The sequence below is a fragment of the Nocardia sp. NRRL WC-3656 genome (assembly GCF_000720265.1).
Taxonomy (GTDB): Bacteria; Actinomycetota; Actinomycetes; order Mycobacteriales; family Mycobacteriaceae; genus Nocardia; species Nocardia nova.
The window spans coordinates 178,980-193,172 of sequence record NZ_JOJF01000019.1; the positions used below are offsets into that span (position 1 = coordinate 178,980).

Genomic DNA, 14,193 nt, shown 5'->3' on the forward strand with positions numbered 1-14,193 from the left:
CTTCGACCGTGGCGGCCGCTGCGCCCGGCTGCGATGATGGCGAAATGCCCGCGCCGCGCACCGTCGTCTTCGTCGTCTACGAGGGCATGCAGCTGGTCGAATTGGCCGGGCCGATGGACGTTTTCGGCGCTGTCAACACGATGGGCGCCGAAACCGCCTACCGACTCCTCACGGCGTCGCCGCACGGCCGGTCGATCGAGGCCGACGGCGGCCTGACCCTCGGGGTCGGGCATTCGCTGCACGACCTCGCCTCCTCCGCCGCGGAGATCGACACCCTGGTGGTCGTCGGCGGCCGGATCTCCGGGCCGGTTTCGGCGGAGGTGGTTCGCGAATTACCCGCCCTCGCACGGAAATCCCGTCGGGTCACCTCGGTGTGTTCCGGCGCGCTGCTGCTCGCCGCGGCCGGCCTGCTCGACGGCTACCGAGCCACGACCCACTGGGGCGCGGCCGATCTACTGGCCCGCTCGTATCCTCGCGTCGTCGTCGAACCCGACCGCATCTACGTCCACGATCGCAACCGCTGGACCTCGGCGGGTGTCTCCGCCGGCATCGACCTCGCGCTGGCCCTCGTGGAGGACGACCACGGCCGGGAGATGGCTCAGCAGGTCGCTCGCGCTTTCGTCGTCTTCACCCGGCGCTCCGGCCGTCAGACGCAATTCAGCGCCCAATTGCGCATGCAGCCGGCGCGCACCCCCGCGATTCGCGCCGTCCAGCAATGGCTGCCCGATCACCTCGCCGGCGACCTGGCGGTATCCGCGCTGGCTCGGCGCGCGGGCATGAGCGAACGTCATTTCGCCCGCGCGTTCCGTGCCGAAACCGGTAGTACCCCAGCGGCATTCGTCGCCGAACTGCGCCTGGAAGCGGCCCGGCGCCTGCTGGAGTCCACCGAACTCACCGTCACCGCCATCGCCCGCGTGGTCGGCTACCGCCACGGCGAAACGCTGCACCGAGCCTTCGTCCGCCGCCTCGCCACCACGCCCGAGGCCTACCGCCGGCAGTACGCCGACGCTGGCCTCGGCACGCCGGCGGCAGAGCCGGTCGTCAGCGCAGCCCGGGGATCCGCATCGTCTCCGCCATGATGCGGGCGCCCTCGTCGTTGAGGTGCAGGCCGTCGCCGCTGTCGAGATCCGGGCGGATGAAGTCGGGCCGCTCGGGGTCCGCCACGGCGGCCGCCACATCGAAGACGGCGTCGAAAACCGTTGTGGTCCGCAGCCATTCGTTGACGACGACGCGCACCGGCAGCGCCGGAGCCACATTGACCTCCGGATAGATCACCCCGGCGAAGGGACCGATCGTGTTGGCGTAGATCGGCAGTCCGGCGGCATGTGCCCGCGCGGCGAGTTCGGTGTACCCGGCGATCAGATCGTCGGCCGCGGCCACCTCGCCCAGCCCGATGTCGTTGATGCCGAGATTGACCACCACATGGGTGGCGCCCGGTACGGCGAGTACGTCGCGGTCGAACCGAGCCAGGGCGCGTTCGCCGACCTCGTCGGTGAGCAACTGGTTGCCGCCGATGCCCTGGTTGACCACCCAGCCACGGGTCAGCATCGAATTCAGCGCGTCGACGGAGCGGCGATTCGCGCCGAGCGTGGTCCCGGCGCCGTCGAACCAGGAGTCACCGAAAGCCACCACGACGGGGGTGTCCGCCTCGGCGAGCACGTCGACACCGGTGACGTAGAAGCGCGAGGCGGCCTCCTCCACCTCGGAGAGGTCGGGATCGGCGGTGTGATCACCGGCGACCACGGCGGCGATCTCCATCGGCTGATGCGAGAAGGTGGCGAGTCCGGTCGCCCCGGGCAGATACAGGCTCAGCAGGAGATCGTCACCGCCGTTCACCGCGAGATCGACGGTGTCGCTGAGCACTTCGCCACCCGCCGGGATGCGCACAGTGTCCACCCCGTCGAAACGCAGCACGGTATCGGTTTCGGCGATCGTGGCGAATCCGTTCTTGCGCAGGGCGATTCGAGCCGCGCCGATCTCCAGTGTGTCGCGTCCGTACCGATTGCTCAAACGCACCCGAAGCCGTCGGCCGCCACCGGCCATGTGCAGCACCTGGCGCACGGTCTCATCGGTGAACCCCCGGGGTTCGGTCAACTGGAACTGCTCGTAGGGGCTGATGATCGCGGAGCGGAATCCGGCGAGCCAGGTGCTGGTCATGACATCTCCATTTAGTTGACATGAGGAATATCCCCGCAGCAATAATATGAAAGATATTCCTCATGTCAACTATCCGCACGGCAACTGTGCGTTAGGCTGACGGCGTGGAGCACACGCACGACGCCGACGTCTTCGACGACCCGCGCCTGACCGATATCGGGATGCTGTTCGAGGCGACCAACGGGATCCGCCGCAAACTCGAGCCGAGTTGGACGGCGAACGGGCTGTCGCTGCTCGATTTCGCCGCGCTCATGCGGCTGAGCCGCTCACCCGGCCGTCGGCTGCGGATGACCGATCTGGCCGATCAGGCACAGCTGTCGACCAGCGGCGTCACCCGTCTGGTGGACCGGCTCGAGCGCAACGGATTCGCCCGGCGCCAACCCGACCCGAACGATCGGCGCAGCTCCTACGCCGCCCTCACCGCCGCCGGCGCGACCCGGCTGGCGAAGGTACTGCCGGAATATCTGAAGATCCTCGACACCTGGTTCTACGGTCAGCTCACCCCGGAGCAGTGCGAGGCACTGATCAGCGGCCTGCGGATCATCCGTGACGCCACCTTCCCGGAGGCGGGCCGGATCTCCGGGTGACACCTCGGCCCCGAGCTGTCGACCGGCCGCCGACCGTTCCGCAGCCGCATGGCCGAATGCTCGCGTTCACCGCACGGTCCGGTATCGCCCGGTCCCTATTGCCGAGATTCGCCCGGTTCGGCTCGTAGACTCGACCGATACGAGTTACTTCCCAGCGACACCGGTCGACGACGGGAGCGGCGCATGGCTGATCACGTTCGAACAGACGCTGAACTCGGTTCGCCACCCACCGGTGCCAGACGGTGGTACGCCCTCGCGGTCCTCGCGCTGGGGCTTGCGATGGTGACGCTGGACGGCACCGTCGTCGGTGTGTCGCTGCCGACGATCATCGGTGATCTCGGACTCGATTTCACCCAGGCGCAGTGGGTCTTCTGCGTGTATTCGGTGGTGCTCGCGGTTCTGCTGATCGTCGTCGGCCGGATCGGTGACCGATTCGGCCGGCGCGTGATCTTCGTGCTCGGGGTGCTGATTTTCGTCGGCGGCAGTCTGTTGTCCGCCTCCGCGGATTCGGCGAGCCCGCTCATCTGGGGCCGGATCGTGCAGGGGATCGGCGGTGCGGCGGTCGTGGCGGGATCACTGGGCACGGTTGCGGCGATGTTCCACGGGCGCGCGCGCGTCATCGCGTTCACCGCGTGGGTGGTCGCTCCGGCCGCCGCGGCGGTCGTCGGTGCGGCACTGGGCGGGTGGTTCGTCGACTCCTTCACCTGGCCGTGGATCTTTCTGATCAACGTGCCGATCGCGGTGGTCGTGCTGCTCGGGACCGTTCTCGTGCCCGAAACCCGCATCGGCGGTTCGGCCACCGGACCGGATGTGGACGGCTGGCTGCTCAGTACGGCCGGGTTCGCGCTGGTGATCTTCGCCCTCATCGAGGGCGAGCGTTACGGCTGGGTGCGGCCGCGGCGGGAGTTCACCGTGTTCGGGGTGACCTGGTCGACGCAATCGGCGAGTTCGCCCATACCGTTCGTGCTCGCTGTAGGCGTGTTGCTGCTGGTGCTGTTCGTCTTCTGGGAAAGACACCGGGTGAGGGTGGAACATGCCGCGCTGGTGGACTTCTCGCATCTGCGCGATCCCCGGCACTGGGGTGACGGCGCGGCCCTGCTGATCGCGGCGGCACAGTTCGGAGTGCTCTTCGTGCTCCCGCTGTACCTGGTGAACTGTCTCGGGTTGTCCACGCTGCGAACGAGTTCGATTCTCGTGGTGCTGACCGGCTGCGCGCTGATCTCGGCGATCCTGACCGCCGGGCCGCTGCGGGCGGTACCTCCGCTGTGGCTGATCCGGATCGGCCTGGCGATCGCGTTGCTCGCGATGGCGGTGACCGCGCTGGCATTGACCTCGACTATTCCGGCGTGGGCCCCGACGGTGCTACTCGCCTGCTACGGAATCGGACTCGGGCTGGCCTCCGCCCCGTTGACGGCGAATATCCGGCGCACCGGCACGGGCACTGTGGCATCGGATCCGGGATCGATCACCGCGGCCACGGCCCGGCCCGCCGGTGCCGCGCTCGGCGTGGCGGTCCTCGGCAGTATCCTCTCGATCGGTCTCGGCCACTTCCTGCCCGATCGGCTGAGCTACGTCCCCGGCCTGACCGCGCGGGCCGCCGGCGCGGTGGGTGCGGCCACCCGCGATTCGGCGGGCGACGCGATCGTCGGACTGCGTACCCAGCACGCGCCGACCGCGGTCACCGACGCGCTGGCCAACGGCTTCGCCGACGCGACTCGGGTGGCGCTGCTCGGCGTCGCGGTCGTGCTGCTGCTGGCCTTCGTGGTGGCCACGCGCATCCCGCCCGAGGCCCAGCAGATCGACACCGAGCAGATCGATGCCGAACCGCCCGGTGCCGAACCGCCCGGTGCGGTGGCCCGCGGCCGGGTCTCCGAGCAGCCGGGCGAGTCGCGCCGGATCACCGATGAGGAGGGCGCCGCGCCGGTCGAACGCGGCGAAGCGACGTAGCGATCCCGGCGGCCGACGTTCCCCTCCGGATCACCAGTCGATCAGATCGAGTTCGTGCAGGCGCCGGAAGACCAGCATCGAGCCGGGCGCGACATGCGGCATGGCCGCGTACTCGCCGACGGTGAAATAACGCAGTTCGGCGATCTCGCTGGTCGGCGTCGGTTCGCCGGTGAGGTCCGCGGTGAAGCAGGTCATGTGCAGCGCGGTACCGGGCGTGTGCCCGTACGCCTCACATTCGAAGACGCCGAGTTCGTCGTGGGCCGCCACGTCGACACCGAGTTCCTCGCGCACCTCGCGGTACAACGCCTGCACCGGTGATTCGCCGGGGTCGATCTTCCCGCCCGCCATGTAGAAGACCTCTTTGCCGGTCGAACGCGCCTGCAGCAGGCGGCGATTCCGGATGTGCGCGAGTGCGGCGGTGCGAATCATAAAGGGAGCCTTCACGATACGGTCGGTGCGGGCGGGTGTGGAGCTCACCGGGCGGCAGGCGCGAGCTTCCAGTGTTCGTGCAGGGCCGCGGCGATCTCGGGCAGCACGGTGACCGGGATCCGCTGCTCGCGCAGGATCCGGCGAATCTCGGCGACCTGTTCGCGCTTGCGGTGTTCGTAGGCGTTGGAGACCGGATGCCGCACCGGCGGAATGCTGAGCAGTACCAGTTCGTCGTGCGGTTCGTCGCCGCCGGTCAGATCCAGCGCGAGCGACCAGCGGGCGCGCTCGTCGAGGGCGAACCGCCCGGCCACCACCCGATCCCACTCCAGCCGCGATTCGGCCCACGGGGTGCGCCGGTAGATCGCGCGGTCGGTGAGAACGACGACATCGCGACCGAACAGCGCCACCAGCAGCGCGATACCCGCCACCGCGCCGGCCAGTAGTCCCGTGAAGATCCGGTTCACTCCGAACAGGGCCACCACGGCACCGCAGATCACCAGCACCGACAGCACGGCGAGCGCACTGTAGGTGAGGGTGCGGCGGCCGGTGACGACACCGGCCCGCACCGCCCGGACCGGTCCGCGGGACCGCCGGGAGATGTCGGGTCCGGATACGGGCGGGACGTCGTCGCTCATGGTGACACCTCGGAGTTCGCTCGCGTCGGACTCAGCCGCGCAGCGGGACGGCGGCCTCGGCGGTATAGACCAGGAAGGTCAGGCTTTCCTGGAAGTACAGCTGCACGCTCTCCGCATCGTGGGACAGGTAGCCGATCGACAGGTCCTGACCCAGTTGCAGATCGAAGTCGCCGCCGCGGGTGGTGAGCACGAAGGCACCGTCGATGGCGGGCGCCCAGATGATCTCGCCCTCGGGGATCAGCCGCTCGATATGTGTGCGGATCGGATGGCCGTGGTCGGAGGTCTCGCTCACCGCGGTGTACAGATCGGCGCTCAGCAGCACCGAATACGGCCCGTCGACACCGGCGAGGCGCAACTTGCTCAGTGCCTGTGCGATGGCCTCCGGGATGAGTCGCGGATCGCTCGGCGCGGTGACAGGGGTGTTCGACACGGCCGCGCGGATGCCGGTGATACCGGCGGCTGGGTAGCCCTCGAAGACGGCGCGGTCCTCGGCGAACGCGATCTTGCGCGCGGCGTCCTTGACCGGATCCAGATCCGCGTCCTGTGCGCCGCGCTCGACGTTGTCGAGCTCCTCGCGCGAGAGGGTGAACGGCACGCGCAGCTCGACCAGCGGCGCCACCAGGCGCTGGCGAGCCTGGACGCCCTGATCGGGCGCGTCGATGAGGGTGGTGCGTCCCAATCCGACCGCGGAATAGTCGGTGCCGTGCGGGCCGGACAGATCCACCACCCGGCGACCGGCGATATGACGCCGGAAGGTGCGCGTCGCCTCCTCCTCGATGGCCGACCACGCCTCGGAGGTGATCGGCGCGAGTTCACGGTGCAGATTGTTCATTGAAGGATCCTTTTCAACGTGCCGATACCGAGGGAGCCGTCGCCGGAAGACGCGGCCGCGGGCAGCTCGGCGATTCCGGCTGCCTCGAGTTCCAGGTCCTGCTCCGAAGCCGCCTCCTGCGCGGGGGCGTCCGGAAGGTCGTCGAAGAAATCGTTGGCCGGGGTGAAGAACAGGGTGCCGGTGATCGCGGTGGAGAAATCGAGAATGCGGTCGTAGGGCGCCTCGTCGCTGCCGAGGAACATGCGGACCAGCATCCGCTCGGTGACATCCGGGGTAGCGGCGTAAGCGATGTAGTACGTGCCGAATTCGCCCTCGCGGACACTGCCGAAGGGCATGTTGGCACGCAGGATCTGGCGCTCGGTGCCGTCCGGATCGATCAGGGTGTTCACCGCGACATGGGAATCCGCCGGCTTGTCCTCGTCGGACAGCTCCAGATCCTCGAGTTTGGTACGGCCGATGACGAGTTGCTGCTCCTCGACCGTCAGCGAACTCCACGCCTCCAGATCGTGCAGATATTTCTGGACGATGACATAACTACCGCCGGCGAACTCGGGATCCTCATCGCCGATGAGTGCCGCGGCGACCGCGCCGGGACCCTCGGGATTCTCGGTGCCGTCGACGAAGCCGAGCAGATCACGCTGTTCGAAATAGCGGAACCCGGTCGTCTCGTCGATGATCGTGGCCGCACCCTTCAACCGGGAGCCGATCAGCATCGCCAATTCGAAACAGGCGTCCGGCAATTCGCCCTTGATGTGGAACAGCAGATCGCCCGGCGTGGCCGGGGCCTGATGCTTCTCCCCGGCGTAGCCCGGAAATTCGTGCAACTGCGCGGGTTTCGGGCCGGCGAACAGCCGATCCCAGGCGGCGGAACCGATACTCGTCACACAGGACAGCCGCGTTTCCGGCACCCGGAACCCGATCGAGCGCCGCAGTCCCGCCAGATCCGCGAGAAGGTCGCGCACCACCGGCTCACCGCCCTCGTCGATCGTCGCGACGAGAAAGATCGCGGCGCGCGAAAGCGGATCGAGGATCGGCTGCGGCTCACCCATGATCAACAGGGTACGGTGCCGCGCCGACAGCGCCTGCGGACGGCCCGACCTCGCGAGACCGGCCTCACTTCGCGACGGTCAGCAGGAATACCGCGTCGTCGATCGCCTTCACACTGTGCCGGGCCGAGGGAATGACGAGCAGATCGCCGGGCGAGCCCTTCCACTCGTTGGTGCCGCAGATCAGAATCAGGGTTCCGGTCAGGACCTGCAGGGTGGCTTCGCCGTGAGTTTCGTGCTCGGCCAGGCTCTGGCCGGCGGTCAGCGCGATGAGGGTCTGGCGCAGGCTGTGGGTGTGGCCGCCGTAGAGGGTTTGCGAACTGCGTCCACTCGTGGCGGACGCGGCCAGCTTCAGTTGCTGGCGAGCCGCCGCCGTCAGCGATTTCTTGTCCATGATCTGCCTCTCGCGGTTCAGCCGGGATCGGGGCTGTGGTCACAGGCTGGATATCGCTGAGTATGCCGGACCCACCTCGCGCGGTCGGCCGTTTCGCCGATGCGATTCGGGTTCGATACCTGCCGGGCGCGATTCAGCCGACGGTGGCGGGGGCGGCGTCGCGGGCGAAGCGCCGGATCCGATAGCGCAGCCCCGACCGCGACTGCGACCAGGGCGCGTCCTCCACCTGCCAGTCGCCCTCGATCGCGGGTGCGTAGGCGTCGCCCGGGATATCGGCGTCGATTTCGGTGACCATCAGATCTGTCGCGTAATCCATTGCCTGCCGGTAGATTTCGCCGCCACCGATGATCCACACGGTCTCCGCGGCGGCCAGTGCGATGGCGCTCGCCACCGAATCGGCGCGTTCGGCGCCCGCTGCCGACCACTGTGATTGCCGCGTGATCACGATATTGCGCCGTCCGGGCAGCGGCCGGAAACGCGCGGGCAGCGAATCCCAGGTGCGCCGGCCCATCAGTACCGGATGATCGGCGGTGACCATTTTGAAATGCGCCACATCCTCGGGCACTCGCCACGGAATGGCGTTGTCCGCGCCGATCACGCCCGCCCGGGTCTGCGCCCAGATCAGCCCGATGCGGTTCATACCGCCACCGGTGCCTTGATCGCCGGATGATGGCGGTAGTCGAGCACTTCCACGTCGTCGAAGGTGTAGTCGAACAGGCTCGGCGCGGGCCGCAGATGCAACCGCGGGAACGGATACGGCTCGCGGCTCAGCTGTTCGCGAACCTGCGTCAGATGGTTGTCGTAGATGTGGCAGTCGCCGCCGGTCCAGATGAAATCGCCGGGCTCCAATTCGGTCTGCTGCGCGACCATCTGAGTCAGCAGCGCGTAGCTCGCGATATTGAACGGCACCCCGAGAAACAGGTCGGCGCTGCGCTGATACAGCTGACAGGACAGTTTTCCGTCCGCGACGTGGAATTGGAAGAACGCGTGGCACGGGGCCAGCGCCATCTTGTCCAGATCCGCCACATTCCACGCCGAGACGATGATCCGCCGGGAATCGGGATCGGTGCGCAGCGTCTGCAGGACCTGCGCTATCTGGTCGATGTGGGTGCCGTCCGGAGTGGGCCAGCTGCGCCACTGAACCCCGTAGACCGGCCCGAGTTCACCGTGCGCGTCGGCCCATTCGTCCCAGATCGTGACACCGTGCTCGTGCAGCCAGCGAATATTGGAATCGCCGCGCAGGAACCACAGCAATTCGTAGACGATCGATTTCAGATGCACCTTTTTCGTGGTGATCAGCGGAAAGCCGGCGGAGAGGTCGTAGCGCAGCTGATGTCCGAAAATCGAACGCGTACCCGTCCCGGTGCGGTCGGATTTCGGCGTACCGCGCTCGAGTACCAGCCGCAGCAGATCCTCGTACTGGGTGTCGTTTCCGGGCGCGCCGTCCATATCGGCAAGCCTAGCCTTCGGGCGACCACCGCCCTCATCGCGTGGTGGTCCGCTGGCTAGCCTGGGGCACCGTGCGCATGCTCTATGTGATCGGAATCGGCGCCGGGGATCCCCGGCAGGTGACCGTGCAGGCGGTCGAGGCGATTCGGCAGGTCGACACGTTCTTCGTCATCGGCAAGGGGGAGACCAAGCGGGAACTGACCGAGGTCCGCGCCGCGATCCTCGCCGCACACGCCGATCCGGAACATCGCGTGGTGGCCATCGCCGATCCACCGCGCGAACGCACGGTCGACGACGCCGCCGACTATCGCGAGGTGGTCGAGGACTGGCATCGCCGCCGCGCCGAACTGCTGGCCGAGGCGTTCGATGCCACCGAGGGGGTCGGCGGCATTCTGGTCTGGGGCGATCCCTCGCTCTACGACAGCACCCTGCGGATGGTGCAGCGAGTGCTGGACGCGGGAACGCGATTCGAGTACGCGGTGATCCCGGGCGTCACCAGTGCCCAGGCCCTGGCGGCGGCCCACCGCATCGTGCTGCACGAGATCGGCGAACCGGTGCACATCACCACCGGTCGCCGCGTGCGCGCCGAGGGCGTGGCGGCGGACGGGCCGACACTGGTGATGCTCGACGGCGAGTGTTCGTTCACGCAGGTGCCGGGCGACGATCTGCACATCTGGTGGGGCGCCTACCTGGGGATGCCGGACGAGACGTTGATCGAGGGGCCGCTGCGCGCGGTGGAGGATCGAATCGTGCGGCGCCGCAACGAACTTCGGGAGGCGAAGGGGTGGGTGATGGACATATACCTTTTGCGCAGAATCGGTTAGCCGCCCGTCGTTCCGCGGACATGTCCGAAATAGCTCCAAAATTGCTGTGGAATAAATCGATACGAATGTGATCCACACCACCGGCCGGTTCGAATCACTGTCAATCGATCGGTATCCGACTGGAGGTTTTCATGGCAGGGCAGCATTCGGCGGCATCGGGACAGTGGTGCCGGCGCGTTGGTTCCTCACTCGTCCTCGGCGCGTTGCCACTGACCGTGGCACTGTGGCAGACGGGCGTGGCAGGGGCGGCCGCCCCGACCACCGATTCGGGTGTGGCCCCGGCCGCGGGGATGCTGCCGGACGCCGGAACCGTCGCCGCCGGCGTGTCGAACGCGGCGGATGCGGTGGCACGCGCGGTCGCGCAGACCAGCCCCTGGCAGTTCCAGCCGAGCGCGGCGACCGACCCGGCCGTGCCGCCGTTCGCCGCGCCGATCGCGGATCCGGAACCGAATGCCACCACCGCCGACGCCACCGCGCCGGCCGCCGCGCCCGCCCCCGGCTCCATCTCGTCGAACCGTAACGCCGCGAACAGCACTCGGGCGGTGCCCGATCTCACCGCCCCGGCGATGGTGAATCCGGGCGCACTGCATCTGCCCGATCTCGCCCATCCGGCGCCGCCGGTGGCGCCGATCAAGGCGCCCGAGGGCACCATCCGGATCGGTTCGGTCGTGACGCCGCGGCCCGACTTCATCGATCCGCAGCTGACCGGGCAGATCAACGATTCCGCCGCGCAGGCCGAGGCCGGGCTGGCGCAGACCATGGACTCCGCCGGATTCGAGCCGTCGCGTTCGGATCGCATCGCCGCGGACACCCTCGGCGGCGCGGTGATCGGGTCCAGCGTGGGCAATATCGTCAGCAGCCCCATCGCGAGCACCAGCGCGATGGTCGGCGCGGTCGCCGGCCTGATCGCCGGGATCCCGTTCCTGCCGGCGGGCCTGGTCGTCATGCCGATCGTCGGCGCCGCCATCGGTTACGCGGTGATCGCGGCGCCGGCCGCTGCCGCGGGTGCCGCGATCGGCGCCGGAGTGGGCGCGATCGAGGGTGCGGTCGCCCCCGGTGTGGCCACGCCGCAGCAGGGGCCCGCCCAGATGTGATGCGAGTCGCGTGCCGCGGTGATCGAATCGCGCGCCGTGAGGCCGACGGCCGCGTTCTCCCGGTGGGAACGCGGCCGTTCGCATCGGCCGGGTCTCCGCTCGCCGTGTGAAAGCGGCCGGTTGTCGGTGGACGCCGGTAGGCTGCGGGAATGCCCGAGTTGCCGGAGATCATGGCGCTCGAACAGTTTCTGGTCGAGCATGCCGTAGGCGCGGTTGTCGGGCGGGTCGACGTCGCGGCGCTGAGTGTGCTGAAAACGTTCGATCCGCCGGTGACCGCGCTGTCGGGACGCGACGTCACCGGTGCCGGGCACTGGGGTAAACATCTGGGCCTCGACTGCGACGGCCTGTGGTTGATCACGCATCTGTCCCGCGGCGGCTGGCTGCGCTGGATCGACGAACCGGGCGCCGCGCCGCCGAAACCGGGTAAAGGCCCGCTGGCACTGCGGGTCCACTTCTTCACCCGCGAGGGCGCGACACCCGCCTTCGATCTCACCGAGGCGGGCACCAAGAAGCGGCTCGCGGTCTGGATCACCGAGGATCCGCAGTCGGTGCCGGGCATCGCCCGCCTGGGCCCCGACGCACTCGAGATCTCCGAGGACGGCTTCGCCGAACTCCTCGCCGGCACCTCGCAACGGTTGAAGACCGTGCTGGCCGATCAAACCGTGCTGGCCGGCATCGGCAACGCCTACTCCGACGAGATCCTGCACGCCGCCCGGCTATCGCCCTTCGCCACCGCGTCCACGCTCGGTGCGGACAAGGTCGCCGAGTTGTACCGGGCCATGCGCGAAATCCTCACCGACGCGATCACCCGCTCCGTCGGCCAGGACGCGGCCCGGCTCAAGGGGGAGAAGCGCTCCGGCATGCAGGTGCACGCGCGGACCGGACTGCCGTGCCCGGTCTGCGGTGACACCGTGCGGGAAGTCGCCTACGCCGACAAATCGTTCCAGTACTGCCCGACCTGTCAGACCGGCGGCAAGATCCTCGCCGACCGGCGCATGTCCCGGCTGCTGAAGTAGGTCAGACCGGCGCGGGAACCCGGACTCCTTGCCAGGCAAGGCGTTTCGCACGATCCGGATCGACCTCCACCCGAGCCGGGCTGTCGATGATGCGGGTGCTGCGGCGCTGCTCGGTGTACTGCGGCCAGGACGGCAGCGGCTCGCCTTTGCGGGCGAACGAGAGCCAGTTGTCCTGGAATTCGCGCTGCACCGCGAGGAAGTCCCGATAGCCGCCGGTCGCGGTGAGCCCGCGCCCGATGGGGCTGTCCACCCCGCCGAACACCGGGATCAGATCGAGGGCATGGGTGGCGCCGAAACCGGCCAGCTGCACCGCGCGCGGCGCGTAGTCGAGCCGATAGGCGTAGGTCGGGGCGTGGCGGCTGTGGCCCTCGAGCACCTCCACGGTGGGCCGCCAGAAGACGAAGTCGCCGCCCATGCGCACGGCCGCCCGACGCGACGGATACCCGGGATAGGCTGCCACGACCCGTTTTTCGAGGTCGGCGTCGCCGCATCGCGACAGCGCCACGTGCAGTTGTTCGGCGGTGGTGGGCAGGGAACGATCGAAGCGTTTGAACAGGGTCGCCTCGTCGCGGTTGGTGCCGATGATCAGCGGGACGGCGTGAGCGCGCCCGGCGGCGATGGCGTCGATCGGATCCATCGGCAGGAAGTCGCCGTCGACGACCGGGGCGGCGGGGAAGCTGCCCGGCTGCCGCCACAGCACATCGCCGATCGCGCGATCGGCGGCCTTGCGGATGTCGTTCGAGCCGGCGGTGCTGAGCGCCTCGGCCGCCTGTTCCGGCGTGGCGCCGAGGTTGTCGACGCAGCGCCGGGCGAAGATCCGCGCCGCCTCGGCCGTCAGCGACCAGTCCGCCGGCGCGCTCTGCGCGATGCCGCGGTGGAACAGCCCGGCCGCGGCCGGGGTGGCGAGCAGGCCGACCACCGCATGCGCGCCGGCCGATTCGCCGAAGATGGTGACATTGTTCGGATCGCCGCCGAAGGCCGCGATATTGCGCTGCACCCACTGCAGCGCCGCCACCTGGTCGCGCAGACCCAGATTCGATTCGAACGGCCTTGTCTCCGTAGAGAATTCACCGAAGTCGACGTAGCCGAAGGCGCCCAGCCGATAGTTGAACGATACGACGATCACATCGCCGCGCAATGCCAGCCGGGCGCCGGAGTACAACCGCAGCGCCGAGGTGCCCAGCACGTAACCGCCACCGTGGATGAACACCATGACCGGCCGGGGTGTGGTGGCCGGTTCCGCGGGCGCGGTCACATTCAGGGTCAGGCAGTCTTCACTCGTCGGCTGCGGGCCGCGTGGTCCGATCCGGGCGCCGTCCCGCTGCTGCATCGCGGCGAATCCGTATTCGGTGGCCAAGCGCACCCCGGACCAGCTCTCGACGGGCTGCGGCGCGCGGAAACGAAGATCGCCGACCGGCGGCGCGGCGAAGGGAATCGAACGCCACTGCACGATGCGACGACGCCTGAGACCGCGGACAACGCCGTCGGCGGTCGTGATGTCAACCATTCCCCGATGCTAACCGTTACTGCAGGTACCCTTCGACCTGCTTCACGGGGTTGGCCTGGGCCTCGTCCGGGTTGCCGCCCTGATCGATGCGGGCCCGCCGCTGCCGCAGCAGATCCCAGCACTGATCCAGCATCACCTCGAGATCGGCCAGCTTCGCCCGCTCGGTCTCGGGATCGAGTTCCCCGCTGGTGGCCTTGGACCGCAGCTGATGCTCCTGCTTCACCAGGTCCTGGATATGGGCAAGGATGTCCTGTTCGGTCATGAGGCCATGGTACG

At 68.5% G+C, this 14,193-nt stretch carries 16 protein-coding genes; 6 read left to right on the forward strand and 10 right to left on the reverse strand.

Annotated features, from left to right (window positions below):
- The first annotated feature begins 44 nt into the window (after positions 1 to 44).
- Positions 45 to 1,079, forward strand: coding sequence for a GlxA family transcriptional regulator (locus IG65_RS0123755; RefSeq protein WP_051756750.1), 1,035 nt, complete (start codon positions 45 to 47; stop codon positions 1,077 to 1,079).
- On the opposite strand, the gene IG65_RS0123760 is transcribed toward IG65_RS0123755, so the two are convergent.
- Complete coding sequence (locus IG65_RS0123760; protein WP_030517164.1) at positions 1,042 to 2,157, reverse strand: GDSL-type esterase/lipase family protein; 1,116 nt, start codon at positions 2,155 to 2,157, stop codon at positions 1,042 to 1,044. The two genes, IG65_RS0123755 and IG65_RS0123760, sit on opposite strands and share 38 nt — an antisense overlap.
- Positions 2,158 to 2,261: 104 nt before the next feature.
- Between IG65_RS0123760 and IG65_RS0123765 the strand changes: the two genes are divergently transcribed.
- Positions 2,262 to 2,744, forward strand: coding sequence for a MarR family winged helix-turn-helix transcriptional regulator (locus IG65_RS0123765; RefSeq protein ID WP_030517165.1), 483 nt, complete (start codon positions 2,262 to 2,264; stop codon positions 2,742 to 2,744).
- 183 nt (positions 2,745 to 2,927) lie between these two features.
- A complete protein-coding gene (locus IG65_RS0123770) occupies positions 2,928 to 4,691 on the forward strand; it encodes an MFS transporter (protein ID WP_197039904.1) in 1,764 nt (587 codons plus the stop codon).
- 30 nt (positions 4,692 to 4,721) lie between these two features.
- Here the strand turns inward: IG65_RS0123770 and IG65_RS0123775 are convergent, their stop codons facing one another.
- The 7 genes from IG65_RS0123775 to IG65_RS0123805 form a co-directional block, all read right to left on the reverse strand.
- Positions 4,722 to 5,120 carry an NUDIX domain-containing protein gene (locus IG65_RS0123775; protein WP_030517167.1) on the reverse strand — a complete coding sequence of 133 codons (399 nt, stop codon included), beginning with the start codon at positions 5,118 to 5,120 and terminating at the stop codon, positions 4,722 to 4,724.
- Between the two features lie 44 nt (positions 5,121 to 5,164).
- The gene (locus tag IG65_RS0123780) at positions 5,165 to 5,755 is read right to left on the reverse strand and encodes a hypothetical protein (RefSeq protein WP_104363677.1); all 591 of its coding nucleotides are present in this window, start codon (positions 5,753 to 5,755) and stop codon (positions 5,165 to 5,167) included.
- 31 nt (positions 5,756 to 5,786) lie between these two features.
- The gene (locus tag IG65_RS0123785; protein WP_030517169.1) at positions 5,787 to 6,587 is read right to left on the reverse strand and encodes a family 1 encapsulin nanocompartment shell protein; all 801 of its coding nucleotides are present in this window, start codon (positions 6,585 to 6,587) and stop codon (positions 5,787 to 5,789) included.
- Positions 6,584 to 7,636 carry a Dyp-type peroxidase gene (locus tag IG65_RS0123790; protein ID WP_030517170.1) on the reverse strand — a complete coding sequence of 351 codons (1,053 nt, stop codon included), beginning with the start codon at positions 7,634 to 7,636 and terminating at the stop codon, positions 6,584 to 6,586. Before IG65_RS0123790 ends, IG65_RS0123785 begins: the two co-directional genes overlap by 4 nt.
- A gap of 64 nt (positions 7,637 to 7,700) precedes the next feature.
- A complete protein-coding gene (locus IG65_RS0123795; RefSeq protein ID WP_030517171.1) occupies positions 7,701 to 8,027 on the reverse strand; it encodes a cupin domain-containing protein in 327 nt (108 codons plus the stop codon).
- 133 nt (positions 8,028 to 8,160) lie between these two features.
- On the reverse strand, positions 8,161 to 8,667 hold the full coding sequence (locus tag IG65_RS0123800) for a dihydrofolate reductase (protein ID WP_030517172.1): 507 nt from the start codon (positions 8,665 to 8,667) through the stop codon (positions 8,161 to 8,163).
- Positions 8,664 to 9,476: a thymidylate synthase gene (locus IG65_RS0123805; protein ID WP_030517173.1), complete on the reverse strand. Its 813-nt coding sequence runs from the start codon at positions 9,474 to 9,476 to the stop codon at positions 8,664 to 8,666. Before IG65_RS0123805 ends, IG65_RS0123800 begins: the two co-directional genes overlap by 4 nt.
- Before the next feature lie 71 nt (positions 9,477 to 9,547).
- On the opposite strand from IG65_RS0123805, the gene cobF reads away from it, so the two are divergent.
- The 3 genes from cobF (at position 9,548) to IG65_RS0123820 (ending at position 12,410) form a co-directional block, all read left to right on the forward strand.
- Entirely contained in the window at positions 9,548 to 10,300 is a 753-nt protein-coding gene (cobF, locus tag IG65_RS0123810) for a precorrin-6A synthase (deacetylating) (RefSeq protein WP_030517174.1), read from the forward strand.
- Between the two features lie 131 nt (positions 10,301 to 10,431).
- Positions 10,432 to 11,394: a DUF456 domain-containing protein gene (locus tag IG65_RS36080; RefSeq protein WP_051756743.1), complete on the forward strand. Its 963-nt coding sequence runs from the start codon at positions 10,432 to 10,434 to the stop codon at positions 11,392 to 11,394.
- A 149-nt stretch (positions 11,395 to 11,543) separates the two neighbouring features.
- Positions 11,544 to 12,410, forward strand: a complete 867-nt coding sequence (locus tag IG65_RS0123820) for an Fpg/Nei family DNA glycosylase (protein ID WP_030517176.1) — start codon at positions 11,544 to 11,546, stop codon at positions 12,408 to 12,410.
- Position 12,411: 1 nt separating this feature from the next.
- Here IG65_RS0123820 and IG65_RS0123825 read toward each other — a convergent pair whose 3' ends face one another.
- Both IG65_RS0123825 and IG65_RS0123830 read right to left on the reverse strand, forming a co-directional pair.
- Positions 12,412 to 13,917 (reverse strand): carboxylesterase/lipase family protein, encoded by a 1,506-nt coding sequence (locus tag IG65_RS0123825; RefSeq protein ID WP_030517177.1) that lies wholly within the window; start codon positions 13,915 to 13,917, stop codon positions 12,412 to 12,414.
- A gap of 16 nt (positions 13,918 to 13,933) precedes the next feature.
- Positions 13,934 to 14,179: a DUF2630 family protein gene (locus IG65_RS0123830; protein ID WP_030517178.1), complete on the reverse strand. Its 246-nt coding sequence runs from the start codon at positions 14,177 to 14,179 to the stop codon at positions 13,934 to 13,936.
- Between the last annotated feature and the right edge of the window lie 14 nt (positions 14,180 to 14,193).

Coding starts and splice junctions, on each gene's coding strand:
- IG65_RS0123755 (WP_051756750.1), top strand. CDS start 45: ATGCCCGCGCCGCGCACCGTCGTCTTCGTCGTCTACGAGGGCATGCAG.
- IG65_RS0123760 (WP_030517164.1), bottom strand. CDS start 2,157: ATGACCAGCACCTGGCTCGCCGGATTCCGCTCCGCGATCATCAGCCCC.
- IG65_RS0123770 (WP_197039904.1), top strand. CDS start 2,928: ATGGCTGATCACGTTCGAACAGACGCTGAACTCGGTTCGCCACCCACC.
- IG65_RS0123775 (WP_030517167.1), bottom strand. CDS start 5,120: ATGATTCGCACCGCCGCACTCGCGCACATCCGGAATCGCCGCCTGCTG.
- IG65_RS0123780 (WP_104363677.1), bottom strand. CDS start 5,755: ATGAGCGACGACGTCCCGCCCGTATCCGGACCCGACATCTCCCGGCGG.
- IG65_RS0123785 (WP_030517169.1), bottom strand. CDS start 6,587: ATGAACAATCTGCACCGTGAACTCGCGCCGATCACCTCCGAGGCGTGG.
- IG65_RS0123790 (WP_030517170.1), bottom strand. CDS start 7,636: ATGGGTGAGCCGCAGCCGATCCTCGATCCGCTTTCGCGCGCCGCGATC.
- IG65_RS0123795 (WP_030517171.1), bottom strand. CDS start 8,027: ATGGACAAGAAATCGCTGACGGCGGCGGCTCGCCAGCAACTGAAGCTG.
- IG65_RS0123800 (WP_030517172.1), bottom strand. CDS start 8,667: ATGAACCGCATCGGGCTGATCTGGGCGCAGACCCGGGCGGGCGTGATC.
- IG65_RS0123805 (WP_030517173.1), bottom strand. CDS start 9,476: ATGGACGGCGCGCCCGGAAACGACACCCAGTACGAGGATCTGCTGCGG.
- IG65_RS36080 (WP_051756743.1), top strand. CDS start 10,432: ATGGCAGGGCAGCATTCGGCGGCATCGGGACAGTGGTGCCGGCGCGTT.
- IG65_RS0123820 (WP_030517176.1), top strand. CDS start 11,544: ATGCCCGAGTTGCCGGAGATCATGGCGCTCGAACAGTTTCTGGTCGAG.
- IG65_RS0123825 (WP_030517177.1), bottom strand. CDS start 13,917: ATGGTTGACATCACGACCGCCGACGGCGTTGTCCGCGGTCTCAGGCGT.
- IG65_RS0123830 (WP_030517178.1), bottom strand. CDS start 14,179: ATGACCGAACAGGACATCCTTGCCCATATCCAGGACCTGGTGAAGCAG.